The following is a 25,403-nucleotide window of genomic DNA, read 5'->3' on the forward strand; positions in this document are numbered from 1 at the left end:
ATTTTAAATTTATAACAACTCCAAACAAATAGTTTTTTTCTGGCATTCACAATGCGGGATTCAGGTTCCAATTGAAAAGAATCTTCCAATAGATACTATCATAAACGAAACTATCCATGCAAGGACCATGAGATAGCTTACAGAAAACGCGGTCCAGGCATAGGAGCCAGTCTCACGCCAAATGGTTGTAACTGTCACCATACATGGGACATAGATAAGGACAAAGACCATAAATGCATAGGCCGTCAATGGAGTGAGCCCACTTTCCCTCAAGGCCTTCCTTAATGAACCTGAATTTTCATCCTCGCCTCCGGCCTGATAAAGGACGCCCAGAGTACTAACAACTACCTCCTTTGCAACAAATCCTGTGATAAGGCTGATGCCAAGCCGCCAATCAAATCCAAGGGGCTTCAATACCGGCTCAATAAAATGGCCCATCCGCCCTATATAGCTATGGGTAAGCTTTTCTTGATGCATTTGGACCTCGAGCTCTTGGAGCCTCTTTAATAGGCTGTCCTTGGCCTCTACATCAAGAGAATTCTGAGCGAGTTTTGCCTCAATCCCCCTGATTTCTTTCTCATAATCCATTGAATAAGGGACATCTTTAGGAAATGAGCCAAGAAACCAAATTATAATGGAAAAAACAAGGACAACGCCGCTCATTTTGCGGAGGAAGATCTTTGCCCTATCCCACATGTGAATCAAAAGACTCTTAAAAGTGGGCAATCTATACGGAGGCAACTCCATTACAAATGGGGCGGCATCTCCTTTAAACAAGGTCTTTGAAAATAGCCTACCAACCAATACAGCAAGAATAATTCCTATTAAATAGACACTGAAGATAACGTTTGCCTCTCGGCCCTGAAAGAATGCCCCTGCAATGAGGACATAAACAGGGAGGCGAGCAGAACAGCTCATTAACGGATTGATGAGAATAGTGAGGATACGGTCCCTCCTACTCTCCAGAGTTCTCGCTGCCATAATTGCCGGCACATTACAACCAAAGCCCATGAGTAGTGGTATGAAGCTCTTTCCATGAAGGCCAAGGGTATGCATGACCTTATCCATGATAAAGGCAGCCCTTGCCATATATCCACTATCTTCAAGGATACTAATGCCCAAAAACAAGAGAAGTATGTAGGGTAAAAAGACTAAAACCCCACCGACGCCGCCGATAATTCCGTCAACAATAAGGCCTTGAAGGTCTCCTGGTGGAATGTAAAGCGTGGCCCAGTAACTCAAGGCCTCTAGGCCCTTCTCAATCCAGGAGACTGGATACTGGCCTAGGGTAAATGTCATCTGGAACAAGAGGTACATAAAAAGCAAAAAAACTGGATATCCCAGGAGCCTATTGGTCACGACCTGATCGATGGTATCGCTAATGGTCTTCTTCGCCACTGAGGAGAGCTTCATAGTCTCCTTCAAAGCCCCTGAGATGAAGCCGTATCTTGCCTCTGCAATTATGGTTTCTGGCTCGTCATCAAATATCGATGAAATATGTTGGGCGCTTTTCCTCACCTGCTCCAGGATCTCAGCTGCAGCTGGACTCCCCTCTATCCATTTGATAACCTGGGGATCTCCTTCAAGGAGTTTTACCGCAGTCCACCTGGGATAACAGTGGGAGGTTATCTGAGGATCCTTTTTTAATACCTCTCGAATCAACCGGATCTCTTCTTCTACTTCACTCCCGTAATTTACATGTATATGTCGCGCTACTGGATCTACATCCTGTGCTACCTCAAGTACCTTGTCTAACAGGGCGTGAATCCCCTCACCTTTCGTTCCCACTGTCTCAATTATTGGAACTCCAAGGAGTCGAGAAAGATGAGAGTAATCAACCACAATCCCGCGACTCCTGGCTACATCTACCATGTTCATGGCAAAAACGAGCCTTATATTCAATTCTATAAGCTGGGTGGCAAGATAAAGGTTTCTCTCAAGGTTTGAGGCATCGATGACGTCCACAACGACGTCTGGCTTTTGATCAAGAATGTAGTCTCTTGCTACGAGTTCTTCTACTGAATAGGCCGTAAGTGAATATATGCCAGGGAGATCTACTACCTTAATCGTATTTCCCTTATAGGTAACCACACCCTCTTTCTTTTCTACAGTAACCCCTGGCCAATTCCCTACCTTTTGCCGCGCACCTGTAAGCTGATTGAAGATAGTAGTTTTCCCGGCATTGGGATTGCCGCAGAGGGCAATTGTAAGCTCCATTAATCCTAGAGGCTCCTTTCGAATCTGTATGCTGTAGCCTTTAAAAATGCCACCTTTTTGCCTTCCTGATTGAAAACCCTGATGCAATACACACCAGTTGTGTTTCCGAGGTTTTCCTCTTCAGCAACTGCCCTGAGCTCTTCACCTAATTTAGCTGGTCTTAAATAATTTATTCCTACCTCAAGAGCAAGGGCTTGTCTACCATGACTGTTACACGCAAGAGCAAAGGCAACGTCGGCTAACGCGTAAATGGTGGCACCGTGGCATAGACGTGCGGCATTCAGGTGTTCTTCCTTTACTTTCATGGATACTACAGCAGAACCTGGCTCTACCTTCTCGATTTTCATACCAAACAAAGATATGAGCCTATCGTTCTCATTGATAAGATTTTTAACTCTTTCGATGACTTCTTGAGTTGCACCATTCATATTCCATACCTCTCCTTTTTATCGAATTGCCCAAGGTTTCTCCTCCATTTCCACATAAAATTGGCCTTGATATCCGATGGGACCATCAGTGTGACACTTCTCAAAATGGTAGTGAGCCTTGGATATAAAAATGACGTCTTTAGAAGCGTACTTTTGTTTGGAAGTAGCACTGTCAGTAAAAAACAGACAATCCCAACTAGGATCATTCCTTTTACAAGACCTAGAAAGACCCCCAGGGCACTGTCTATCCAGCTAAGCCTCAATGCCTTGATCATGAACCTTAATAGATGACCTGTTATGATAAAAAAGACATATACGCAAAGGTATATTAGGATAAAGGCAATAAGGAAACAGGCAATAGGATTGTCTATAAAAAAACCGAGTCGATGGGCAATCAAGGGGTGAAAATTTATTGCTGCCCAAAATCCTACTAGGATACCAATTATGCCAGTAAAAGACCTTATGAACCCCAAAAATATACCCCTTAAAAGGCAATAGAGGATTATGGAGCCAAGAATAAGGTCCAAAAGATTTAGATGGACTCCAAAGATGTCAAAAACAATGTCAAAGGTCACGATTTTTCCTCCTAAGTTCCCTCAATAGAAGTTTTGCCTCTCGAGAGAGTTCAAAATACGTATGATTCATATGCTTTGGCCGTCTAAGCCCCTTTTTCATCAAAAAAGTCCCCTTAACTCTCTTTAACCACCCCAATCTTTCAAGCTCCCCCAACTCCTCCATTACTTCTGCCAAGGGCAAATTTAACCTTCTGGAAATAAATTTTGCGCAGTCCGGTCCGGCTTGTTCAATGTCAAGGACAATATCACGCTGTACCTCTGTAATATTTCCAAGAGACATGAATCGAACTCCTCATTTCAAAAGACTTGGTCTAAGCGCATAAAATACGCCTATCTACCTCTAAATCCTAACCCTTCGATTCCATCAAGTTTCTCTTTGCCAGTATGGCAGATGCATTCAAACCATCTTCAAGGATCTTCCTGTATTTTTCAAGATGATTACCCTTTACCTCTTTTGGCACAAGAATTGGGTCCCCCAAGGTCACAGACACCCTTGAAAAAGGATATGGAATAACGAGTCTATCCCAGGTGTTAAGCCGTTTCGCTTTTGATATTGCAACCCCCAGTGGAAGTATGGGAGCATTGGTTAATCGGGACAGGACTAGGGCCCCAATCTGGGCCTTTTTTGGAGGACCTTGAGAACCGTCAGCCACAATACCTGCACCAACGCCCCTTTCTTTTATGTATTTAGCCATTTCCATTATGGCCCTTTTGCCACCTTTGTATCTTGAACCCCGTATTGGGTGTTGTCCCCAACACCTTAGGGCCCTGGCAACCCATTCACCATCTTTACTCCCGCTTACCATTATCACCCCTGGTTTCTTTCTAAAGTGATATAGTCCGTAGATGAGATCTCTATGCCATAAGGCAATTATATATGGTTGACCAGAGGCGATTAAACTTTGAGCTCTGTCACTATATATGATTTTGGGCCTTAAGGTATAAAGCCACAGCTCTATAAACTTGATTGCGATTCTGTACAATTCGTACTCCTCTAATTTAATTTCAAACTAAATCCCTCATGCCAAATGCCCGAAAATCATCCCAGATTATGCACTTCAAATGTCTGAAAAAAGGATTTTCTATGAATAATTCAATAGTTATCTGCATCTTCGGCAAACTTGCGAGCTGCATAATCTGGGATCATAACCCTTAAAAGGCTTGAGCGCAGCACCAAAATTTTTTGCCCTTCAAAACTGTGGGCTTATAAATATTGATGAAGGTACCCTGCCTCTCTGGTAGAGTCGGCAGCTATAGAAATCAAGATTAAAGAAATAAAATCTGTTTTGCCATTAAGGACAATAGGTCTATTGCATCTTTGTAGTCAATAGAGTATTAGAATCAAAAATATTTATACCTAAATCCTGCACGGCAAAAGTGGGCAAAAATGACTTATTTACGATTTTATAGAATACTAGCTAACATCTGGCTATTCACTAAATTCACTTTTTGGGTGAATCCATATTTTGTGTTTTTTGCCCCCTTTTGCCACCCTTAGGGATTGCCGATTTTGCCAAGTCTGCTGTCCTATGGGCAATAGAAGTGCTCAAGGACATCCGCAGGCCCTCCACTTCAATCTTTGGCAAACTCGGCAATTGCAGGATTTAGCTTATCCCCAAAAGGATCGACACATATGGGAGAAAAAAGTAAATTTCTGTTCAAGGATGCCTTAAAAAAGCTAGAGAGCATTGTTAACGAGCTCGAAGACGACACCATTGACCTTGAAGACGCCCTAAAAAAATACGAAGAGGGTGTAAAACTCGTAAGACAGTGTAATGAATACCTTGAAAAGGCAGAGTTAAAGCTCAAGGAACTGGAAAAAGATCAACAAGGACGACCTGTAATTAAGGAAATGGAAGGATATGAATCCGCCTTTTAACCTAGATTCCTTTGATTTGAAGGGATATTTAAACGAACGAGCTAAGCTTGTTGAAGAATGGCTAGAGGCCAATCTTCCTACTCCCGTTGGTCCGCATGCACCACTTATTGAAGCCATGAGATACAGCGCCCTTTCTGGTGGGAAGAGAATCAGGCCCATTCTCCTCATGGCAGCTGTGGATGCAGTTGGTGGAAATGGTCCACAATACATCGCAGCAGCATCTGCTATAGAATGCATCCATACATATAGCCTCATTCATGACGACCTACCTGCTATGGATGATGACGACTTGAGAAGAGGAAAACCTACCTGTCATAAGGTATTTGGAGAGGCTATGGCAGTTCTCGCTGGAGATGGCCTTTTAAACTTTGCCTTTGAAATTCTCTCTAGAACTCATCTATACCCAGGTGTATCCGACCGCATCGTACTGGAAGTCATAAGAGTCATTGGAGAGGCCTCTGGAATAAATGGTATGGTAGGAGGGCAGGCTGCAGACGTACTCATGGAAGGTAAAGAGGTTGATGAGAAGACCCTAAACTTTATTCATACACACAAGACAGGGGCATTGATAAGGGCATCGTTGAGATCCGGTGCCCTCTTAGGTGGGGGAATGGGCGAAAAAGTGGAGGCTTTAACCCAATTTGGCTATTTCCTAGGCCTGCTTTTTCAGATAAAAGATGATCTATTAGACATAGAAGGTGACGAGAAGGTTGTGGGGAAACGCCTTGGAAAAGATGCCAAAATGAAAAAGGCAACCTACCCCAGCATCTATGGGATCGAGGCAACCAAAGAAAAAGCCAAAAGCCTTTTAGAACAAAGCCTTAATTTATTGAGTGACTTTGGGAAAGAGGCAGATCCACTACGCGCCATTGCCCAATATGTAGTGAACAGAACGAGGTAACAAAAAATGCTTGAGCAGATTCAATCCCCACGGGACATTAAAAAATTAAATTTAAAGGATCTCAACACATTATCCAAAGAGATTAGAAAAAAAATAGTTGAGACCGTATCTGTTACCGGGGGACATCTTGCCCCAAGCCTTGGAGTCGTAGAACTGACCCTTGCCATACACTACGTTTTCGATGCCCCGCTCGACAGAATTATTTGGGACGTTGGACACCAGGCCTACGCACACAAGCTCATAACCGGCAGATATGAAAGCTTTCATACATTGAGACAATATGGAGGTATAAGCGGGTTTCCTAAAAGGAGTGAAAGCCCATATGACTGTCTGGATACCGGACACAGTTCCACCTCCATCTCAGCCGGTCTTGGAATGAGTACTGGCATTAGCCTTCAGAAAAAAAATTCTAAAGTGGTAGTAGTCATAGGCGATGGCTCTATGACCGCAGGACTTGCCTTTGAGGGACTCAATAATGCTGGCCATCTAAAAAAGGACCTCATTGTAATCTTAAACGACAATGAGATGTCTATTTCCCCCAATGTTGGGGCCCTATCATCATTTTTGAGTAGAAAGCTCACTGGCAGACTTGTTAGGAGGTTTAAGCAAGAACTTGAATCGTTTCTAAAGCGTTCAGAGGTAGGAGAGAATATCTGGGCAGTATTGAAGAGGAGTGAAGAGTCCTTAAAGGGCCTTTTTACCCCTGGAATGCTCTTTGAAGCACTTCAATTTGACTACATCGGCCCCATTCCCGGACACAATATTGAAGTGCTCATTGAAACATTGAAAAATATAAAGGATCTGGATGGACCAATACTCCTACATGTCATAACGAAAAAGGGAAAAGGATATCCTCCAGCAGAACGACACCCTGAAAGATTTCATGGCACAGGCCCCTTTGATCCAATAACCGGAGAACCCAAAAAACCCGCAAAAAAACTCCCACCAACCTATACAGAGGTCTTTTCAAATACGTTGGTAGAACTTGCAAAAGAAGACAAACGTATCTGTGCCATCACTGCTGCCATGCCCTCAGGCACAGGGCTCAAGAAATTTCAGGAAGAGATCCCTGAACGATTTTTCGATGTAGGCATTGCTGAACAGCATGCAGTCACCTTTGCAGCAGGTCTGGCCCTAGAAGGCTTAAAACCTGTATGTGCAATATATTCAACCTTTCTACAAAGGGCGTATGACCAGATAATTCACGATGTATGCCTTACATCACTCCCAGTGGTGTTCGCTATAGACAGAGGGGGGCTTGTTGGAGATGATGGCCCAACCCATCATGGTGCCTTTGATCTGTCATTTTTGAGAGCCGTTCCCAACCTCGTAATTATGGCCCCAAAGGATGAAAATGAATTGAGACACATGCTTTACACAGGCTTCAAGTTGGATTGCCCTGTGGCCATAAGGTATCCCAGAGGAAGAGGACTGGGGGTCGACCTTGAAAAAGACTTCAAGACCCTTGAGTGTGGTAAAGCGGAAGTCATCGAGGATGGCAATGACGTAACAATAATAGCAGTAGGACACCACGTTCAAACTGCGCTCACTGCCAGAAAGATCCTATTAAAGGATGGATTTAGGCCAACAGTCATTAATGCGCGATTTGTAAAGCCAATTGACGAAGATCTAATCATCCATTACGCCAAGATGACCGGCCATGTAATCACCATTGAAGAAAATGCCCTCATAGGAGGCTTTGGTTCCGCTGTTTCCGAACTTCTCATGGACAAAGACGTTTCTGAGGTTAAAATGAGGCGCCTTGGTCTTCCAGACAGATTCATAGAACACGGAGACCAATCTATCCTAAGGGAGACGCTGGGTCTGGATGCCAGATCCTTGGCGTCTGCAGCTAGGGAACTCCTGAGGAAGTAGAGAGCTTTTTCTTAGAATGGACAGGAAAAATCTGCGTAAAAATGACAGCTGGATCTTGGCCCTTGACCTCTTGAGACAACCGATCTGGCCCCTAATTAGGCTTGCTCATATGCTATTTTTAGCAGGAGGTTATGACGCCCCAAAGGATTTAATCAATGATTTACCATCCCCTTTGGATACCGGCTCCCTAGTCTACGAAAACCCTAAAGAAAGGCTTTACAACTACTTGGATATATTGGAACCACTCGTTTTAGGTAAGATTCCCACCCAAAAAATTTTGGGAAATGATTCAGAAGAGTTGGATCCCATTGAAACATCCCTAATTTTTTACCATCAAAAGGTACTGGAAAGAGAACTTGAGACCATCAACAGTCTTTTGTGCGGCCCATGTAACTGTCACCTTTGTTGTATTGGCCCAGGTGCTCACGATAAAAATCTCTTTTTTGAGATCCCTTTAAGAAAAGACGAATTGAGCCTCTTTAATGTAGATGTCATATCCACTCAGGCCTCAAAATCCATGAGTCCATATGATGACAATTCCTTACTCATCAATGGGGTCCCCTTTTTCGAACTGGGGCCAATAATTATCGAATGGAAAAGAGGCCATAGCCTTATCCTTTCAAGGGAATCCATTTGTCCAAATCTCGATGCTTCCCTTGGATGCAAAGTCTACTCAAAAAGACCGATAACCTGTAGAAGACCCCAGATATTTGCATATGTAATCGAGGAGAATTCAAAATCAGGGACCTTTCAATTCCAAGGGAAACTCCTGGCAATACTTGATTGTCCATATGTCCCAGAGCTCAGACAAGAAATACATCAATACGCCTCACTCAACGAACTAGATGTCATCCTCACAAAAAATCGTTGTTAATTGGGGTTGACATTTTAGTATTGATTCTTATTTTCATGTAAGCTACTTTTTTTCACAAAAAAAATAAACAAGAATAAAAAACTGAGTAGGAAGGTAGGAAAAATGCAGTGTCTTAAAAATCCAAATCGCCCAACTCAGCCAGCAATTTGTGCTAATTGTAGGAGAAAGTGTGAAAAGGCCGGGAAAAATAGACGCTATCAGACATTTCTAAAGGCAGCCTTAACCAAAAACGAAAAGGCAAGTGGGCAATAATCGACATTATGAATACTGTTCTATTAGGGCGTCTATATCAAGGTCTGATCCACCCTGATTGGAGGAGTTTCGCTCCTTCAAATGGTTGTTTTGTGCTTCAAAGTCCTCTAGTCTTATAAATTCTGTCTGTTCCATATTCATTTCAACGTAAAATGCACTATTGTTTTCGGTCTTAAATGAGAGCCTCCTACATACTGGCCTATCCAACATCGTAGCAATACTCATGGTGATTGCAGAACTAATTGTTATGGCCTTAGGCTGGTTGTTGGAGGCGCTCAGACCATACTCTTCTTCAACCATCCTCCTGGCAGTACCTATGATTTGATTTACCATTTCACCAATGAAGTTTACCACCTCATCTGCATCATAATCTTGTGCCATCTCCTCTTGGGGAAGTCCCATAAAGGACATGGCCTTTTGGTATAGCTCCAATGCTGCTTCAGCAGAAAAGTTCATTATAAATAGGCCTGAATAGTCACCTGAAAATTGCACAAAGCATCCGAGATCGGGCTTGAGACTGATATTTGGAACGTTCTGAATCGTTGGCGAATATCTAATCTTTGAGCCTGTATTCTGCTCGAGGACATGTTTGACTGCATTACAGCAAATTTGGGCAACCCTATTTATGGTCTTGACCTTAGGCATACTACAATTAGTTTCCTTTCCAATCTTCAAAGTCGTCTTGCCAGTGTCTCCGTTCCTTGACAAAGGCCCATACCAGGGTAACAACGCCACCCAATACTACCCCTATGGAGCCAGCCAAAACCCAAGAAGGAACCTGACACTGGGCCTTAGTGGATGAGCCGGCGTCATTTAGCTCACGATGACAGTATCGGCACACAATGGCCTCTCGTTTAATCTTTTCTTTACAGTAGGGGCAAAGTTTTGTACTCTTCATAAAATACCTCCCAGGAGCCTTATTTCTTCAGTATATACAAACCAGCCCCTTTGAAAACATATCTTTTTTATAAATATCCATACACCACCTTTTACACATTCCAATAAGGCCCTAGAGAAATCCGGATCTGTTTTAAAATTAGGAGAAAAGGCCCTGGCATCCGGCCTAAAGACGAGAAAAAGTATGGCTGCCTTTCCGCCGCTACTGACAATCTCATTGAGTTCCTCTACATGCCGTCTTCCTCTAGAGGTAGGAGCATCTGGAAATAATGCAACACCATCTCCATTGGCAAGGGTACATCCCTTGACTTCGAGCATACAGCTAGAGCCGTCCTTGAGTTGAACCATATAGTCAAATCTCGTACCGTGGCCATACTTCACCTCAGGGACAAGGCTTACCAATGATTCAAAAGGGGACAATTTAGGGTCCAAAAGTATTGTCTGAGATATTGGTCTATGAAGCGAAGAGTTTACAAGTATCCAATGTTTTTTATGTTGGGCAAACATCAAATCAAATCTGGTCTTTCGCCCCTTTGTCTCTTTTGCAGGTGTAATGAGGACCTTGTTTCCAGGATATAAGAGCTCTTTAAGCCTTCCTGGATCATGAATATGACACTTCACCAGATTCCCGTTATAGTCTACGATTCCGAGGAATCTATTGGGTCTTTCTTTGAAGATTGCCTGATCTAGTGGCCTATCAAAGGGAAGTAATCGATGCCCCTTACCCTGATTCAAAGATCTCTTCTCCAATGCCAAATCTTTTTATTTCCGCATCTGAAGGCCTCAGATAAAGAGGATCCAATTCATGAGGCAATTGACCCTTGGGATCTTGCAATAGCTTCCTCATGCCCAAGATTCCAATTAGGCCAGGCCTTACGGGCTTGACAGTATTTTTGAAAAGCGTGACAGTATCAAAACCTAAAGATTTTATTAAACTTTCGAACAAATCGCCATACTGCCTTAGGCCATCTCCCAACAAGATGCACTTTTCACCCCTTGGCAGCCTTTCAACCAATAGCTCTGGTCTGATTGCAAGATAAGGACTAATTCGCCTGGGCCCATGTTCTGTCATTTTATAAATGGCAGTAAATACCTGTCGCTTTTTAGCATCTATAATGGGGCAAATGAGCGTATTAAGCTCACATATCACGTCTTCTACAATCGCATCTAATGAGGGCACGCCAACTATTGGTATCCCCATGGAAAATGCTATTGCCTTGGAGGAAGCAACCCCGATCCTTAGACCTGTAAAGCTTCCAGGTCCTATACCAACGGCCACTGCATCCACAGATGAAAAAGTGAGTTCAGTGAGATCCAGGGCATTGTGTATCGCGGGGACAAGGCTCTTTGAATAGGTGGCCATTATGTTGAAGGAAAGCTCCAAACGTATCTCTTGATCTTCAACAATGGCCACCCCGCCCACTCTTTGAGAAGTATCAATGGCTAAGACAAGCATCTGATTTTGCCGTGCAGGATTTTAGGTCTAAGGCTTCAATGGATTTGGAGCCAAGCCCAATAACCTCAAAATATCATTATAAAAGACAATGAACATAAGGGTGCCGAGGATAAAAAAACCAATCCTTTGGGCAAACTCCATCTGTCTCATTGTCAGGGGCCTTCCGATGACTGCCTCTATTAGATAGAAAAAGAGGTGTCCTCCATCAAGCACTGGGATAGGCAATAGATTCAAAAAACCAAGATTGATACTCAAAAGGGCCATGAAATAAAATAGATTTAAAAGTCCAAGCTCTGCCTGTTGACCAGCCATCTGGGCAATAAGAATTGGCCCACCAAGACTCGAAAGGGGAACAGTCCGCTCGAATATCTTCAAGAATCCTTTCACAGTCAAGGCTATGAGGTCCCATGTCCTCTCAAAAGCAAGGAGAGTCCCTTTTATTGGATTGACGTTTTCAACTCTCAGGTTACCAGCAGCCGTAACACCTATGAGGGGTACCTTAACCTCTTCTCCAAATACATTTTTTACAGTATTGATCTTTGGAGTTACAGTGATTGAAAATTGTTGGCCACCCCTTTCAACAACTAGCTTAAGCGGCCTTTCTCCCATAGATTTGATCTTCTCTGAGACCTCTTCCCATGTATCAATGGGAATATCATTTATCATCAAAATCTTGTCTCCTGGCTTCAGACCAGCAGCCATGGCTGGGGAATCCGGGGTAACTTCTCCAATTACTGGGAGGAGAACCGGATTTCCATATAATACCAATATGAAGAAAAATACCACCCAAGCAAACAAAAAGTTGCTAAGGGGACCTGCTGCAACTATAAGAGCCCTCTGCCACACAGGACGATGGGAAAAAGAACCTGGCAAATCCTTTGGAGACACCTCTTCATCAGGCTGTTCCCCAAGCATCTTCACAAATCCACCTAAAGGGAAAAGTGATATGCAATAATCTGTTCCATTTTTTATTATGCCAAAAATCCTTGGACCAAACCCAATGGAAAACTTGAGCACCCTTACACCAAAGCCCCTTGCTACTAGGAAATGCCCAAGTTCGTGGACCAGTATGAGACCGCTAAGGACTAGTATAAAAGCCCAAATGGTAGTTATCATAGACAATATCCTCCAAATTATACGGTGTACAGTTTAGCTCTCAGTTCTTCCAATCATATCTTCAGCATAAAGTCTTGCGAGGCTATCCCAATAAAGAATTTCATCCAGACTCTTACAGTCTCGCTGTTCTATTTTCTCAAGCACACCGCTTACTACCTTTTGAATTGCTCCAAACCTTATACGTCGCGCAAGATATGCCTCTACTGCCAATTCATTTGCAGCATTCAAGGCTACAGAGTAGCTACCTCCCCTTTTTGCCGCTTCATAGCCCAATCTTAGGAGGGGAAACCTCTCAAAATCTGGCTGCTCAAAGGTAAGTCTTGCTATATCTGTAAATGATACCCTTTTTACCTCTAATGCAAGTCGTTCAGGCCAGGATAGGGCATATGCAATGGGGATCCTCATATCAGGACTTCCTAACTGGGCCATTATTGCCCCATCCTTAAATTCTACCATGGAATGGACAATACTCTGCCTATGGATCAGCACCTTTATCTTTTCTACATCCACATCAAAAAGCCACCTTGCCTCTATGACCTCTAGCCCTTTATTCATCATTGTAGCAGAATCTACTGTAATTTTCGCCCCCATAGACCAATTTGGGTGATTTAGAGCATCTTCTACTCTGGCATTCTCCATTTCCTCTAGAGAACGATCCCAAAATGGCCCACCTGATGCGGTGAGGATAATATTGTGGATTTTTGCCTTATCCTCTCCGTTCAGACACTGAAAGACCGCTGAATGTTCGCTATCTACTGGAAATATTTGAGCACCTGTCCTCTTTGCAATGCTCATTACCAATTCGCCGCCAATAACCAAGGACTCCTTATTGGCGAGAGCTACTGTCTTTCCTGCTTCAACTGCAGATATTGTAGGGATGAGACCAGCTGCCCCAACCATTGATGAGACCACTATGTCGGCCTCGTTCATCGAGGCAAGGGTCTTATAGCCCTCTTTTCCCCAAAGGAGCTCGCAACCTGTCTCCTTGAATTGGGCCTCATATCCCCTGAAACTCTCTTCAAACATTAGACAACAATATTTCGGTCTGAATTTGCGGGCCTGTTCAAGGAGGAGTTCTGTATTTTTCGCTGCAGCCAACCCTAAGACATTAAACCTTTCAGGAAATGCTTCAATGACCTGTAGGGTATTTTGGCCAATTGAACCAGTAGAGCCCAAAATTACTATATTTTTTCTACTCATCTAAAATATCCTGAGAACAGAATACAAAAGGGGTGCAGAAAATATCACACCATCAAACCTATCCAAAAATCCTCCGTGGCCTGGAAGCAGTCTTCCAGAATCCTTGATTCCAAAAGAACGCTTTAAAATGCTTTCAAAAAGATCTCCCATCTGGGCTATCACCCCAATGAGACCTGCTAAGAAGACCGTAAATAAGGTAAAGTCTTCTGGATTAAAGTAATACATAAATAGAGTTCCTGCAAAAATGGAACCTAAAAGACCACCTATTGCACCTTCCCACGTCTTTTTAGGACTGACCCTTGGGGCAAGTTTATGAGTTCCCAGAGATTTTCCAACAAAATATGCCAAAATATCACCAGCAAAAACCGTGATCAAAAGAAATACTATGTATTCCCTGCCCTTTTCCATACTTCTAATGGAAATAAATGAAAACAAAAAGAGTCCAACATAGTTCAAACCCAAAAAGTATGAAGAAGCCTTGTTAAAAGCCGCCCTTAGGTCAGTGGTCATTATTGCCAATATAAAAGCACAAAGGGCGTACCAATAGGCCCAATTGAGATAGTCTTGAAAAATGCCTGAAGTTACCCAAATGACCAGTGGTAAGAATCCAAGGAGAACATAGAGGATTTTACCAAAAAATTTCAATTCCAAACTATCAGGATCTATAACGCCCAAAAATTCAGCCCAAAAGGCCGTACCTAAAAGGATAGAGAGCAAAAAAAATAATACACTCCCTCCAAACCAAATTGTCCCAAAAAAAATTGGGCCAAGAGTAAGGGCAGTTATTATCCTCTTCAATAACATCTTTTTAAAAAACTCCTCACAAGGTAGGTATAGGGCATGATATTGAAAAAACAAGTGAGTTGTAGGTTACCCAATCACCTACTGAGAACCTGTTCACTTGTCTTCCCAAAACGTCGCTCACGACTTGCATAGTCTCTTAAGGCCTTAAAGAGCTCCTCTTTATCGAAGTCAGGCCAAAGGGTTTTTGTAAAATAAAGCTCAGAATAGGCGCCCTGATAAAGCAGAAAATTGCTTAGCCTGACCTCACCGCTGGTCCTAATGATAAGGTCAGGATCAGGCATATTCGACGTATAAAGATAGCTTGAAAACAGTTCTTCATTTAAGGCATCAGGGCTAATGCGTCCGTCAATGCAATCTTCAGCTATCTTTTTGGCGGCCCTTATGATCTCATTACGTCCCCCATAGCTCAGGGCAAGGCACAAGACCATAGATTGGTTATTCTCTGTTCTTTTCATTACTTCAAAGAGTTTTGACTTGACCCGTTTGGGCAGGAGATCAATCTCTCCTATAGTCTCAAGCCTTATATCATTTTCTAGCATTTCATAGAGTTCTTTCTCTAGATAGCTATAGAGGAGATCCATTAGGGTTGAGACCTCTTCTTTAGGCCTTTGCCAGTTTTCCTTTGAAAATGCGTAAAGAGTAAGGTATTTGATACCAATTTCACGAACTAGAGTAACAATACGCTTGACTGTCTTAACCCCTTGTCTATGGCCCATTATTCTTGGGAGCCCCCTCTTTTGAGCCCATCGGCCATTGCCATCCATGATTATAGCTAGATGAAGAGGGAGCTTGTGAGGCGGGATATCAATCACTTAAAACTCCATTATCTCCTTTTCCTTTTCACCCCTGATATTGTCGATCTTTTCAATATGGGAGTCTGTAACCTTCTGGAGTTCGTCTTGGAGCTTGAACATCTCATCTTCTGAGATTTCTTTGTCCTTTTTCATCTTTTTAAACTTTTCCATATAATCTCTTCTGACATTCCTAATGGCAACCCTGCTCTCTTCCGCCATCTTGTTTACCAGCTTGACAAGCTCCTTTCTCCTCTCCTCAGTCAATGGAGGAATAGAGACTCTAATCACCTTGCCGTCATTATTGGGAGTAAGCCCAAGTTCTGATTTCAATATGGCCTTTTCCAATTCAGGCAGTACGTTTACATCCCAGGGTTGAATGACTAATTGCCTGCTCTCTGGTACAGAAATTGAGGCAACCTGATTAATGGGCATCTGAGTGCCATAGTAATCGACTGTTATTCCATCAAGGAGAGCTGGAGTAGCCCTACCTGTACGTACTCTGGTGAGTTCCTTTTCAAAGGCCGCTATGGCCTTATCCATCTTCTTTGAAGCTTCATCTAGAACAGGGTGTTTCATGGCCTCATTCCTCCATTTATTCCATTGTAACTAAAGTTGCATCAGCTTTTCCAGAAAGAGCCCTGCATATGTTTCCATGTTCTTTTATGCTGAATACCAAGACCGGAAGCTTCGCATCCATTGCCAAAGAGATAGCAGCGTGGTCCATCACACGAAGATCCCTTTCAATAACCTCATGATATGTAAGCCGATCAAATTTTTTTGCATTGGGATATTTTTCTGGATCTCTATCATAGACACCATCGACTTTTGTGCCCTTAAAAAGACAATGTGCATTTATTTCCAATGCCCTAAGTGCTGCCGCAGTATCAGTGGTAAAAAAGGGATTGCCCGTACCTGCTGCAAAGATCACTACCCTTCCCTTTTCAAGGTGCTTTAAGGCCCTTTTTCTCACAAAAGGTTCACATACATTTCCAATATCGATAGCCGAAAGCACCCGTGCCTCAACACCAAGGCTCAGTAGCGCATCTTGCAAGGCAAGGGCATTCATGACAGTTGCGAGCATACCAATATGGTCTGCTCGCACTCTGTCCATACCCAATTTTGAACCAGCCACTCCCCTAAAGATATTGCCACCGCCGACAACTATCCCAATCTCGGCCCCCAGACGAACTGCATCTCGAAGCTCCTTTGAGATACGGGCAATTACTTCAGGGGATATACCGAAGGAGTGTTCTCCCATGAGGGCCTCGCCACTCAATTTTAGCAAGACCCTCTTGAATTTCAGCTGATTTTTCTCTAGGGCATGACCATGCCCGATATCACCTTCAACGCCGCCTTCCATAATTAGTCCTCTTGTCCAACCTGAAACCTGGCAAAACGGCGGATGGAGATGTTTTCTCCAATGGATGCTATGAGTTCGTTAAGAAGATCCTGGATACTCTTGTCTGGATCCTTGACAAAGGGCTGTTCCAAAAGGCAGACCTCTTTGTAAAACTTCTCAAGCCTACCAGTGACAATCTTTTCAATTATATGATCTGGCTTTCCCTGCTCCTTTGCCTGTTTTTCATAAAGTTCGCGCTCTTTGTTTAGCACATCCTCTGGCACTTCTTCTCTCTTGATACAAATGGGATTTGCAGCTGCTATATGCATTGCCACGTCTTTTGCGAACTGGACAAACTGGTCTGTCTTTGCAACAAAGTCTGTCTCACAATTGACCTCAACGAGTACGCCAAGTTTATTGCCAGCATGAATATAACTCTGGATAACGCCCTCAGAAGTGGCCCTTCCTGCGCGCTTGGCAGCCACGGCAAGACCCTTTTGCCTAAGCCACTGGACTGCCTTGTCCATATCTCCACCACACTCCTGGAGGGCCTTTTTGCAGTCCATCATACCTGCATTGGTACGTGTCCTTAATTCCTTTACCATATCTGCAGTTATTGTTGCCATTTTAACGCCTCCTTTAGTATTATTCTTCCTTTAAGCCTGTTCTTCTTTTGCTGCCTCATCCTGAACTTCAGCGGCTGCCACCTCATCGGCGACTTCGCTAGAGGTTTCCTGCCCTTCTAGAGAAGCCTCCTCTTGTACACCTTCACCACCGGCCTCTTTATCAGTCTCAGCCTGTAAGGCCTCTTCATACTTGTTTCTGCCCTCAATTACAGCATCTGCAATCCTTGATGTTATTAATCGAATGGCCCTTATGGCATCATCATTACCAGGAATGACATAATCAATGCCATCGGGGTCACAGTTAGTATCGACAATTGCTACAACGGGAATACCAAGCTTGTTGGCCTCTTTAACGGCAATCTGCTCCTGCTTGGCGTCAACAACGAAAAGAGCCTGAGGGATATCGTCCATGTCCTTGATTCCACCAAGGTTTCTTTGAAGCTTTTCTCTCAATTTATCGAGCTTTAAGACCTCTTTTTTGGGGAAGCGTTCAATCGTGCCATCTTCGAACATCTGCTCCAACTTTTTTAGCTTCTCTACACTCTTTTTGATAGTATTAAAGTTGGTAAGCATTCCTCCAAGCCAACGGTGTTGCACATAGGGCATACCACATCTTGTTGCTTCTTCTACTATTGAATCTTGGGCCTGCTTTTTTGTCCCTACAAACAAGACGTTCCCACCGTTAGCAGCACAGTCCACTACAAATTCATAGGCCTTTTTAAAGAGACGCACTGTCTTTTGAAGGTCAATGATGTAAATACCATTGCGTGCCCCAAAGATGTAGGGTCTCATCTTGGGATTCCACCGCCTAGTCTGATGGCCAAAATGGACCCCTGCCTCAAGAAGCTGCTTCATTGTGATGTAAGCCATAATTCCTCCTTTTTGTGGTTATTCCTCCGCCCAAAACACACCTCGTTGGTCGACCAAAAGATTGATCTAGAGAACCCACAGGTGCACTCCCTTATTAGCCAAACTTTGGCACCACAAGGGACAAGGGCGTGTGTATTCGGGGCCATTTCATAACACTCTAGCCTTTATTTGACAAGTATATTTTTTATCTTTTGCGGCCAAATTAGGGAAATTGAATCACGATTGGGGGGCTTTGTGATTTGACACCAGTCAAGATTTATTATTATAATACGCAGAATTACGTGCACCTAAATCCAGCATATCGAATACGAAGGAAAAGGATTTAGGTGTCATTTTTTATGTGCATCATACATATCAAGATGGCTTAATTTTATCTATTCCCAACATCTACTGGGGGAAGCTACAAATTAGAAAAAATAATGAAATATTATGTTAAAACATATTACATACTCGACTTATAAGCTTTGGTCCGCTTCCCATCATTTAGTCAGTCCCAGGTCTTTCGTCTCAGTCAGTTCAAGATTCAAAAGAACTAAGTCCTCTAAACCTACATGTGAAAGGAGTAAAAAGTGAGAGAGCATTGGGCATCTAGAATTGGACTCATCCTAGCAATGGCAGGAAATGCAGTTGGACTTGGAAATTTCCTTCGCTTCCCCACCCAGGCGGCTCAAAATGGTGGTGGAGTCTTTATGATTCCATACATGCTTTCCCTAGCGCTCATAGCAATACCACTCATGTGGGTTGAATGGGCCATTGGCCGTTACGGTGGTGTTCGAGGCCATGGTACTACCCCTGCTATATTTAAACTGCTTTGGAAACACCCAACGGCAAAATATTTGGGGGTACTCGGTCTATTCGTTCCATTCGTTGTGGTTTGTTATTATATCTATATCGAGTCTTGGACCCTTGGCTACGCCATAATGGCAATTTTAGGAGGTCTTCCCACAGCCGCAGACCTCGGTCAGCTCGGCACCCCAGACTACCTAGCTCCATTTGAGAACCTACTTAAAAGTTACACGGGTATGAATGGAACAGGCATCTATAACCCATCACTAATGGCTTATTCGATGTTTATTATAACTGTAGTTCTCAACATATTCATTCTTATAAAGGGTATATCAGGAGGAATAGAAAAACTAGCAAAGGTCGCAATGCCTTTATTATTTGTTTTTGCCATAATCTTGATGATAAGGGTATTGACCCTCAAAACCCCCCAGGGTTCGGCATTAGACGGACTCAATTTCCTATGGACTCCAAAGTGGGATCAACTATCCAACCCCAAGATATGGCTTGCAGCAGCTGGTCAGGTCTTCTTCACCCTCAGTCTTGGTTTTGGTGCCATAATTACCTATGCGTCATACTTAGGAAAGAACGACGACCTGGTACTATCAGGACTAAGCGCTTCTTCGCTAAATGAATTTGCCGAGGTAGTTCTTGGGGCATCCATCGCTATACCTGCAGCAGCAGCATTTTTCGGTGTAGTGGCTGCCCAAGATATCGCCTCATCAGGTGCTTTCAATCTGGCATTCGTTAGCCTTCCAGCTATTTTTGCCAATATCCCCTTTGGAAACATATTTGGATTTTTGTGGTTCACTCTCCTGTTTTTTGCCGGACTGACCTCTTCCGTGGCTATTACCCAACCAGTTATTGCCTTCTTAGAAGACGAATTCCAACTTTCGAGAAAAAAATCGGTCTTATTCACCATGGGTGTCTTGTTTTGTATTGCCCATATCCCAGTCTTTCTGGCTTCAGCATTAGATGAAATGGATTTTTGGGCCGGGACTTTTTGTGTAATCGTTTTTGCCCTAATTGAGGTAATGATCTTTTTCTGGGCATTTGATCCACAAAAGGCATGGGAGGAAATCAATAGAGGAGGCATCATTCAGGCACCTAAAATATTCTATCCAATAATGCGTTTCATTACCCCTGTTTTTTTATTTGTCATAACTTTTTGGTGGGTCATTGACATTCTTCCTCAGTACCTCACCAAGGCATCCTGGACAGCTTGGGTGGCAAGGGGGACCCTTATGGGCATAGCATTTGCCCTATGTCTTTTAGTATATATTTCAGATAGAAAGAGGAGGTAGAGAAATTGAATAGCCAAGCCCTGCTATTTATGTTATTTTCATGGGGTCTTGTATTGAGTTTGTGCACATTTTGCTTTAGGAAACTGTTTGCAGCTCACTCCAAAAAGACCAAACACTAAATCCATACGTCCAAGACGACAAAAACGGTAAATCCGTCAATTGCGGAAAATGACCAAGAAATAAAAAAATGATTGCTCCCCTTGCCCAAAGAATGAGGCCAAGAAGCCTTGAAGACGTAGTTGGCCAGGAACACCTACTTGGCGATGGGAAGATACTTAAAACTATCCTGGAAAAGGGGACAACCATACCCTCTCTCATCCTTTGGGGCCCACCTGGAACCGGTAAAACTACTGTTGCTAAACTAATTTCTAGGGTCGCTGGTACCAGATTCATACAGCTATCTGCTGTCTTAAGCGGGGTCAAGGACATCCGAGATGCAATTAATATGGCCAAAAAGGCTAAAGACGAAGGCCTCCATACAGTCTTATTTATAGATGAAATCCATAGATTCAATAAATCTCAACAGGATGCATTTTTACCACACGTTGAGGAGGGTCTAATCACGCTCATTGGGGCTACCACAGAAAATCCTTCCTTTGAAATCATAGCCCCTCTCCTTTCAAGATGTAAGGTACTGGTATTTAAGCCTCTTTCGCACCAGGCACTTGAAATCATACTCCAAAGGGCATTGACCGATAGAGAGAGAGGGCTTGGAGACCTTGGAATTAGCATTGAACCTCAGGCAAAAGAATTCCTTATTGAACATGCCCAGGGAGATGCCAGGTCTTTGCTCAATGCCTTAGAAGTGGCCTGTGAGATCCTGCTTGAGGTGAGGCCAGGTGATACCGGAGGGATAATAACCCAGGCCATAGTAGAAGAGGCTGTTCAAGAAAAGGCCCTTCGATATGATAAATCAGGAGAAGAACACTTTAACATCATCTCTGCTTTCCATAAAAGTCTGCGTGGCAGTGATCCTGATGCAGCACTCTATTGGCTCTCCAGGATGCTGGAGGCAGGAGAGGATCCTCATTATATTCTCCGGCGCATGGTGCGATTTGCATCTGAAGATATTGGAAATGCGGATCCAATGGCATTGATGATCGCGATTTCGGCCCTTCAAGCCTTTGATTTTTTAGGCAGCCCTGAGGGCGACCTTGCAATTGCCCAGGCAGCAGTTTACCTGGCAACTGCTCCTAAAAGTAACGCAGTCCATAAGGCCTTTGGTAATGCGATAAAGGACGCCCAAAAATTCGGTAGCCTACCAGTCCCACTTCACTTGAGAAATGCTCCATCTAAGCTCATGAAGAGGCTTGGATATGGAAAAGGCTATAAATATCCACATGACTACAAGGAAGCCTCTGTTTACCAGGAATATCTTCCATCAGAACTGAGGAATCGGCTCTATTACTTTCCTACTACCAGGGGACATGAAAGGACTATTAAAGAGAGATTAGACAAGTGGCGGAGACTAAAACAAAATAAAAGGCCCAATCTTTGGGAAATACACAAAGGACATCTTGACAAGGATTAAACAGCGAATATAGTAGTCGCCAATCAGGGCCCATAGCTCAGTTGGTAGAGCCACCGGCTCATAACCGGTTGGTCCCAGGTTCGAGTCCTGGTGGGCCCAATAATCAATTACCATGGAAGAAATAAATCCATCGGTTTCAGATATATTTGGCGTACTTTCAGAATTGGCGCCTATAGAACTCGCCGAGGGCTGGGATAATCCAGGCCTAACAATTGGAAATCCAAGAGGAATAGTAAAAAGGGTCGTTTGCGCCTTGGACGCATCATCGAACTCAATAAAATATGCGCTTGAAAAAAGAGCAGATCTTCTCGTAACACACCACCCTCTTCCACTCAAGCCGCTCTCTCACCTTCTTAAACAGGACCCTGTTGGTTCAAGGATTTATGAATTGGTTAAATCCGAAATTTCTTTCATCTCCATGCATACAAATCTCGATATTGCTCAAGGCGGAGTAAATGATTGCCTTTGTGGAATTTTGGGATTAAAAGACGTGGCGCCAATTGATCCAGATGGGAAGGGTTTTGGCCTTTTGAGAATAGGAGAACTTACTACACCCCTCTTCCTGACTGATTTCATGGTTGAGATCAGGGAAAAATTAGGGGCTAAAATGCTCACATATACAGGTTCTCCAAACAAATTAGTGAAACGGATTGCAGTATGCGGGGGATCTGGAAGTTCATTCTGGGAACTTGCCCAACAAAATGGTGCAGACTGCCTACTTACAGGAGAACTCAAACACCACGATGCCCTTGACGCTAAAGATGCGGGATTTTCTATTGTGGCAGCAGGCCATTTTGAGACAGAACGGCCTGTCGTCGACAAGGTTACCGAATTTTTAAGGGCAAAGGCTAAAGAAAGGGATTGGGAGGTCATTATCTATCCATATGTGGATGAGCAGACCCCCATAAATATATTTTCATAAAAGGAGCGAACATTGAGACCAGAACTGGAAACCCTATTACAGCTACAGCAAGTAGACCTTAAAATCCTGGCCTTAAAAAAAGCACTTGATGAAAGCCCCTCACACTTTAGGGCCCTTAAGAGTGCACAGGAGGAAAAAGAACAAGAACTTACTCAATTAAAAGAACGTCTTTCATCCCTCCAGGAGCGAAAGTTTGAAGTAGAAGACGAGCTCCAAATGGAGACAGAAAGGCTAAAAAAATCACAAAAGAAATTAACAACAATAAAGACGGAACGAGAATATCATGCCCTCTTAAAAGAAATAGATGAGATCAAAAAGGCCAACAAGGAAAGAGAAGACGAGATCATTGAGGTGGAAGAGGAGATTGAAAAAGTAAGTGCTGAAATTGAGGCCAAGAAAAAAGAATTAGACGAGTTAAATGCCCAGGTAAACCACGAAGAAAAAGAGCTTGAAAAGAAGACAAAGGCCCTGACCACTGAGATTGAATCCCTTGAAAAGGAACGGGAAAATATTGAAAAAGATGTACAACCAAACCTCCTCTCTAAATATACCTTTTTAAGAGATAAACGGTCAGGTTACGTAGTAGTGTCTGTTGTTCAAGGTGTATGCGGTGGTTGCAATATGAATATCCCACCACAACTCTTTAACGAACTATTGAGAGACGACAAAATTTATACGTGTCCTACTTGTCAACGTTTTATCTATGCAAAAGTGCCAGATTAGGTAAATCGTAAACCTTCATCCCAGATTATGCACTTCAAATGCCTGAGGAAAGTAATTTTTATGAATTATTGCATAGTTAGCATGCATCTTTTCCCGTTGTGCCTTCACCCAAAAGGTGAAGTTCAATCCGTGATAAATCCCTCAGGCATTTGAAGCCGCAAGGGGCTCGCAATTTTACCGAGGTCTCTTTGTTGTCGGGCACTTGAAGTATCAAAGTACGTCTTCGGCAAGGCTTTTGAGCTGCATAATCCGGGTTCATGGCATACAATAACGTCTTATTTATATAATAGGCCGATCACTACAGCGTTCGCATGGTCTCCATGGACGAAGAAAAGAGTTTGATAAGCCATGTGCTGCCTGTACCACAGGCGAGCTCTCGAAAGAGCAGATGGTGTGCCATGTGAGCGCTTACGGCAAATCTATAAAATGAGCAGTTATTGCTTGTAACATTAGCTTAACAGTATTATATAATATCAAAAACCTGTACACTGACTGTGAAAAAATAGGCAAATTTGCCTTTTGCAGGAAGTAAACGGAGATGGCCCGCGGTCGCTGGATGAGGGTCTAAAAGATCTTCATTCCAGAGGAAAGTCCGGGCTCCACAGGGCAAGGTGGTCCGTAACACGGACCGGGGGTGACCCCAGGGAAAGTGCCACAGAAAACAGACCGCCTGCGGTTGATACCTAGTGGTATCAACACAGGTAAGGGTGAAAAGGTGAGGTAAGAGCTCACCAGATCTCCTGGTGACAGGAGATGCTTGGTAAACCCCACCTGGAGCAAGGCCAAATAGGGAGGCGCTCGAGGGTGGCCCGCCCAAAGCCTCCGGGTAGGCTGCTAGAGGTGCTGGGCAACCAGCATCCCAGATGAATGACCGCACCCCATTCGGGGAACAGAACCCGGCTTATGGCCATCTCCATTTTTATTTTAAAATTCCACGATCAATTGATAGAAAAATGAATATTGCCGCTATACGAAAAAGAAAAAACTCTTCAGAAAAGATCATAATGCTAACCTGTTATGACTATTCCACCGCTCTACTCTTAGACTCTCTAGGGGTAGATTTACTACTTGTGGGAGATTCCCTTGGAATGGTCATGCTTGGTTATGACTCAACAGTGCCTGTTACCATGGAAGAGATGCTTCACCATTGCAAGGCAGTCTCAAGAGGTGCCAAAAATTCCCTTGTGGTAGGGGATATGCCGTTTTTATCGTATCAAATATCCAATGAAGAGGCCATTAAAAACGCCGGTAGGTTCTTAAAAGAAGCAGGCTGTGACGCAGTTAAGCTAGAAGGAGGGATTGAAGTAGCCGACAAGATTTCTGCCATGGTAAAGGCAGGTATTCCCGTAATGGGTCATGTTGGACTCACGCCTCAAACTGCATCATCTCTTGGCGGTTACAAGGTACAGGGAAAAGACCTTGATTCTGCAAAAAAACTCCTATTGGATGCCAAGGCAGTGGAAGAAGCAGGTGCCTTTTCAGTGGTTTTGGAGTGTGTGCCCGCTCCCCTTGCAGCACTTATTACTGAAAAGATAAGTATTCCCACAATTGGAATAGGAGCTGGTCCTGAATGTGATGGACAGGTGCTCGTTACCCACGATCTTTTAGGGATGTTTGAAAAGTTTACCCCATCTTTCGTAAAAAAGTATGCAAACCTTGCTCCAATAATTAAGGATGCTATCAACAACTTTATTGAGGACGTAAAAAATGACAACTTTCCAGATGACGATCATAGCTTTAGTGGCAACTCTGAAGTCATTGAAAAATTGAAATGGGGTAAATAACCTGCCCTGATATCCCGATTATTCTTTTGAGATAGTCTGTCCCCCTCCTCTTTCCTCCCCCCAATCATAAACCCAAATTATGCAATTGGCGAGTTTGCCCAAGATGCCAGGCAGAGGGCACGCAAAGAGTACTTAGGTACTTCAAGTACCCGACAACAAAGAGCCCTGAGCGAAATCGCCAATCCCGAAGGGCGGCGCAAGGGGGCAAAAAACACTTGATTTTGTTTCACCTAAAAGGTGCTTTTTGAGCAAC

General features: G+C 43.4%; 27 protein-coding genes, 1 tRNA gene and 1 other RNA gene. 12 read left to right on the forward strand and 17 right to left on the reverse strand.

Annotated features, from left to right (window positions below; genetic code table 11):
• Positions 1-60 precede the first annotated feature (60 nt).
• From feoB to DBT_RS02275, 5 genes are all read right to left on the reverse strand, one after another.
• A complete protein-coding gene (feoB, locus tag DBT_RS02255) occupies positions 61-2,217 on the reverse strand; it encodes a ferrous iron transport protein B (protein WP_067616035.1) in 2,157 nt (718 codons plus the stop codon).
• Positions 2,218-2,222: 5 nt separating this feature from the next.
• Positions 2,223-2,645 (reverse strand): hotdog fold thioesterase, encoded by a 423-nt coding sequence (locus tag DBT_RS02260; RefSeq protein WP_067616037.1) that lies wholly within the window; start codon positions 2,643-2,645, stop codon positions 2,223-2,225.
• Positions 2,642-3,220: a CvpA family protein gene (locus DBT_RS02265; protein ID WP_067616039.1), complete on the reverse strand. Its 579-nt coding sequence runs from the start codon at positions 3,218-3,220 to the stop codon at positions 2,642-2,644. Before DBT_RS02265 ends, DBT_RS02260 begins: the two co-directional genes overlap by 4 nt.
• The gene (locus DBT_RS02270) at positions 3,210-3,500 is read right to left on the reverse strand and encodes a DUF2250 domain-containing protein (RefSeq protein ID WP_067616041.1); all 291 of its coding nucleotides are present in this window, start codon (positions 3,498-3,500) and stop codon (positions 3,210-3,212) included. The genes DBT_RS02265 and DBT_RS02270 overlap by 11 nt, the downstream gene beginning before the upstream one ends.
• Before the next feature lie 67 nt (positions 3,501-3,567).
• Positions 3,568-4,203, reverse strand: coding sequence for a lysophospholipid acyltransferase family protein (locus DBT_RS02275; RefSeq protein WP_067616043.1), 636 nt, complete (start codon positions 4,201-4,203; stop codon positions 3,568-3,570).
• 650 nt (positions 4,204-4,853) lie between these two features.
• Between DBT_RS02275 and xseB the strand changes: the two genes are divergently transcribed.
• The 5 genes from xseB (at position 4,854) to DBT_RS12045 (ending at position 9,001) form a co-directional block, all read left to right on the forward strand.
• Complete coding sequence (gene xseB / locus DBT_RS02280; protein ID WP_067616045.1) at positions 4,854-5,099, forward strand: exodeoxyribonuclease VII small subunit; 246 nt, start codon at positions 4,854-4,856, stop codon at positions 5,097-5,099.
• On the forward strand, positions 5,083-6,000 hold the full coding sequence (locus DBT_RS02285) for a polyprenyl synthetase family protein (protein WP_067616047.1): 918 nt from the start codon (positions 5,083-5,085) through the stop codon (positions 5,998-6,000). Before xseB ends, DBT_RS02285 begins: the two co-directional genes overlap by 17 nt.
• 6 nt (positions 6,001-6,006) lie before the next feature.
• The gene (gene dxs / locus DBT_RS02290) at positions 6,007-7,875 is read left to right on the forward strand and encodes a 1-deoxy-D-xylulose-5-phosphate synthase (RefSeq protein ID WP_067616050.1); all 1,869 of its coding nucleotides are present in this window, start codon (positions 6,007-6,009) and stop codon (positions 7,873-7,875) included.
• Between the two features lie 16 nt (positions 7,876-7,891).
• Complete coding sequence (locus DBT_RS02295; protein WP_067616052.1) at positions 7,892-8,749, forward strand: hypothetical protein; 858 nt, start codon at positions 7,892-7,894, stop codon at positions 8,747-8,749.
• Between the two features lie 102 nt (positions 8,750-8,851).
• Positions 8,852-9,001 (forward strand): hypothetical protein, encoded by a 150-nt coding sequence (locus DBT_RS12045; protein ID WP_153304043.1) that lies wholly within the window; start codon positions 8,852-8,854, stop codon positions 8,999-9,001.
• Positions 9,002-9,007: 6 nt separating this feature from the next.
• On the opposite strand, the gene DBT_RS02300 is transcribed toward DBT_RS12045, so the two are convergent.
• The 12 genes from DBT_RS02300 to rpsB form a co-directional block, all read right to left on the reverse strand.
• Positions 9,008-9,646, reverse strand: coding sequence for a DUF3334 family protein (locus DBT_RS02300; protein ID WP_067616054.1), 639 nt, complete (start codon positions 9,644-9,646; stop codon positions 9,008-9,010).
• A 7-nt stretch (positions 9,647-9,653) separates the two neighbouring features.
• A complete protein-coding gene (locus DBT_RS02305; protein ID WP_067616055.1) occupies positions 9,654-9,899 on the reverse strand; it encodes a hypothetical protein in 246 nt (81 codons plus the stop codon).
• A complete protein-coding gene (sfsA, locus tag DBT_RS02310) occupies positions 9,896-10,633 on the reverse strand; it encodes a DNA/RNA nuclease SfsA (RefSeq protein WP_067616057.1) in 738 nt (245 codons plus the stop codon). The genes DBT_RS02305 and sfsA overlap by 4 nt, the downstream gene beginning before the upstream one ends.
• Positions 10,620-11,354 carry a tRNA (adenosine(37)-N6)-threonylcarbamoyltransferase complex dimerization subunit type 1 TsaB gene (gene tsaB, locus DBT_RS02315; protein ID WP_067616058.1) on the reverse strand — a complete coding sequence of 245 codons (735 nt, stop codon included), beginning with the start codon at positions 11,352-11,354 and terminating at the stop codon, positions 10,620-10,622. The genes sfsA and tsaB overlap by 14 nt, the downstream gene beginning before the upstream one ends.
• 27 nt (positions 11,355-11,381) lie before the next feature.
• On the reverse strand, positions 11,382-12,470 hold the full coding sequence (rseP, locus tag DBT_RS02320; RefSeq protein WP_067616060.1) for an RIP metalloprotease RseP: 1,089 nt from the start codon (positions 12,468-12,470) through the stop codon (positions 11,382-11,384).
• 33 nt (positions 12,471-12,503) lie between these two features.
• A complete protein-coding gene (locus tag DBT_RS02325) occupies positions 12,504-13,670 on the reverse strand; it encodes a 1-deoxy-D-xylulose-5-phosphate reductoisomerase (protein ID WP_067616062.1) in 1,167 nt (388 codons plus the stop codon).
• Positions 13,671-14,474, reverse strand: coding sequence for a phosphatidate cytidylyltransferase (locus DBT_RS02330; protein WP_067616064.1), 804 nt, complete (start codon positions 14,472-14,474; stop codon positions 13,671-13,673). It lies immediately after the preceding gene.
• 74 nt (positions 14,475-14,548) lie between these two features.
• A complete protein-coding gene (locus tag DBT_RS02335) occupies positions 14,549-15,286 on the reverse strand; it encodes an isoprenyl transferase (RefSeq protein ID WP_244155291.1) in 738 nt (245 codons plus the stop codon).
• A complete protein-coding gene (gene frr, locus DBT_RS02340; protein WP_067616067.1) occupies positions 15,287-15,844 on the reverse strand; it encodes a ribosome recycling factor in 558 nt (185 codons plus the stop codon).
• 16 nt (positions 15,845-15,860) lie between these two features.
• Positions 15,861-16,628, reverse strand: coding sequence for a UMP kinase (gene pyrH, locus DBT_RS02345; RefSeq protein ID WP_067616069.1), 768 nt, complete (start codon positions 16,626-16,628; stop codon positions 15,861-15,863).
• 2 nt (positions 16,629-16,630) lie between these two features.
• Entirely contained in the window at positions 16,631-17,233 is a 603-nt protein-coding gene (tsf, locus tag DBT_RS02350) for a translation elongation factor Ts (protein ID WP_067616070.1), read from the reverse strand.
• Between the two features lie 30 nt (positions 17,234-17,263).
• On the reverse strand, positions 17,264-18,103 hold the full coding sequence (gene rpsB / locus DBT_RS02355; protein ID WP_067616072.1) for a 30S ribosomal protein S2: 840 nt from the start codon (positions 18,101-18,103) through the stop codon (positions 17,264-17,266).
• 569 nt (positions 18,104-18,672) lie between these two features.
• Between rpsB and DBT_RS02360 the strand changes: the two genes are divergently transcribed.
• The 7 genes from DBT_RS02360 to panB all read left to right on the forward strand — a co-directional run bounded on the left by DBT_RS02360 (position 18,673) and on the right by panB (position 25,150).
• A complete protein-coding gene (locus DBT_RS02360; RefSeq protein WP_244155292.1) occupies positions 18,673-20,190 on the forward strand; it encodes a sodium-dependent transporter in 1,518 nt (505 codons plus the stop codon).
• A gap of 187 nt (positions 20,191-20,377) precedes the next feature.
• Positions 20,378-21,721, forward strand: a complete 1,344-nt coding sequence (locus DBT_RS02365) for a replication-associated recombination protein A (protein WP_067616074.1) — start codon at positions 20,378-20,380, stop codon at positions 21,719-21,721.
• 26 nt (positions 21,722-21,747) lie between these two features.
• A tRNA-Ile gene (locus tag DBT_RS02370) sits at positions 21,748-21,820 on the forward strand.
• A 13-nt stretch (positions 21,821-21,833) separates the two neighbouring features.
• On the forward strand, positions 21,834-22,643 hold the full coding sequence (locus DBT_RS02375) for a Nif3-like dinuclear metal center hexameric protein (RefSeq protein ID WP_067616076.1): 810 nt from the start codon (positions 21,834-21,836) through the stop codon (positions 22,641-22,643).
• 12 nt (positions 22,644-22,655) lie between these two features.
• Positions 22,656-23,366, forward strand: coding sequence for a zinc ribbon domain-containing protein (locus DBT_RS02380; RefSeq protein WP_067616078.1), 711 nt, complete (start codon positions 22,656-22,658; stop codon positions 23,364-23,366).
• A gap of 534 nt (positions 23,367-23,900) precedes the next feature.
• An RNA gene (rnpB, locus tag DBT_RS02385) (RNase P RNA component class A) lies at positions 23,901-24,285 on the forward strand.
• Between the two features lie 34 nt (positions 24,286-24,319).
• Positions 24,320-25,150, forward strand: a complete 831-nt coding sequence (gene panB, locus DBT_RS02390; protein WP_067616080.1) for a 3-methyl-2-oxobutanoate hydroxymethyltransferase — start codon at positions 24,320-24,322, stop codon at positions 25,148-25,150.
• The last annotated feature ends 253 nt before the right edge of the window (positions 25,151-25,403 follow it).

The sequence above is a fragment of the Dissulfuribacter thermophilus genome (genome assembly GCF_001687335.1).
GTDB classification, from domain to species: Bacteria; Desulfobacterota; Dissulfuribacteria; order Dissulfuribacterales; family Dissulfuribacteraceae; genus Dissulfuribacter; species Dissulfuribacter thermophilus.

Bases quoted from the DNA above. Each gene is read 5' to 3' on its own strand.
- feoB (WP_067616035.1), bottom strand. From the start codon at position 2,217: ATGGAGCTTACAATTGCCCTCTGCGGCAATCCCAATGCCGGGAAAACT.
- DBT_RS02260 (WP_067616037.1), bottom strand. From the start codon at position 2,645: ATGAATGGTGCAACTCAAGAAGTCATCGAAAGAGTTAAAAATCTTATC.
- DBT_RS02270 (WP_067616041.1), bottom strand. From the start codon at position 3,500: ATGTCTCTTGGAAATATTACAGAGGTACAGCGTGATATTGTCCTTGAC.
- xseB (WP_067616045.1), top strand. From the start codon at position 4,854: ATGGGAGAAAAAAGTAAATTTCTGTTCAAGGATGCCTTAAAAAAGCTA.
- DBT_RS02285 (WP_067616047.1), top strand. From the start codon at position 5,083: ATGAATCCGCCTTTTAACCTAGATTCCTTTGATTTGAAGGGATATTTA.
- dxs (WP_067616050.1), top strand. From the start codon at position 6,007: ATGCTTGAGCAGATTCAATCCCCACGGGACATTAAAAAATTAAATTTA.
- DBT_RS02295 (WP_067616052.1), top strand. From the start codon at position 7,892: ATGGACAGGAAAAATCTGCGTAAAAATGACAGCTGGATCTTGGCCCTT.
- DBT_RS12045 (WP_153304043.1), top strand. From the start codon at position 8,852: ATGCAGTGTCTTAAAAATCCAAATCGCCCAACTCAGCCAGCAATTTGT.
- DBT_RS02300 (WP_067616054.1), bottom strand. From the start codon at position 9,646: ATGCCTAAGGTCAAGACCATAAATAGGGTTGCCCAAATTTGCTGTAAT.
- DBT_RS02305 (WP_067616055.1), bottom strand. From the start codon at position 9,899: ATGAAGAGTACAAAACTTTGCCCCTACTGTAAAGAAAAGATTAAACGA.
- tsaB (WP_067616058.1), bottom strand. From the start codon at position 11,354: ATGCTTGTCTTAGCCATTGATACTTCTCAAAGAGTGGGCGGGGTGGCC.
- rseP (WP_067616060.1), bottom strand. From the start codon at position 12,470: ATGATAACTACCATTTGGGCTTTTATACTAGTCCTTAGCGGTCTCATA.
- DBT_RS02325 (WP_067616062.1), bottom strand. From the start codon at position 13,670: ATGAGTAGAAAAAATATAGTAATTTTGGGCTCTACTGGTTCAATTGGC.
- DBT_RS02330 (WP_067616064.1), bottom strand. From the start codon at position 14,474: ATGTTATTGAAGAGGATAATAACTGCCCTTACTCTTGGCCCAATTTTT.
- frr (WP_067616067.1), bottom strand. From the start codon at position 15,844: ATGAAACACCCTGTTCTAGATGAAGCTTCAAAGAAGATGGATAAGGCC.
- pyrH (WP_067616069.1), bottom strand. From the start codon at position 16,628: ATGGAAGGCGGCGTTGAAGGTGATATCGGGCATGGTCATGCCCTAGAG.
- tsf (WP_067616070.1), bottom strand. From the start codon at position 17,233: ATGGCAACAATAACTGCAGATATGGTAAAGGAATTAAGGACACGTACC.
- rpsB (WP_067616072.1), bottom strand. From the start codon at position 18,103: ATGGCTTACATCACAATGAAGCAGCTTCTTGAGGCAGGGGTCCATTTT.
- DBT_RS02365 (WP_067616074.1), top strand. From the start codon at position 20,378: ATGATTGCTCCCCTTGCCCAAAGAATGAGGCCAAGAAGCCTTGAAGAC.
- DBT_RS02375 (WP_067616076.1), top strand. From the start codon at position 21,834: ATGGAAGAAATAAATCCATCGGTTTCAGATATATTTGGCGTACTTTCA.
- panB (WP_067616080.1), top strand. From the start codon at position 24,320: ATGAATATTGCCGCTATACGAAAAAGAAAAAACTCTTCAGAAAAGATC.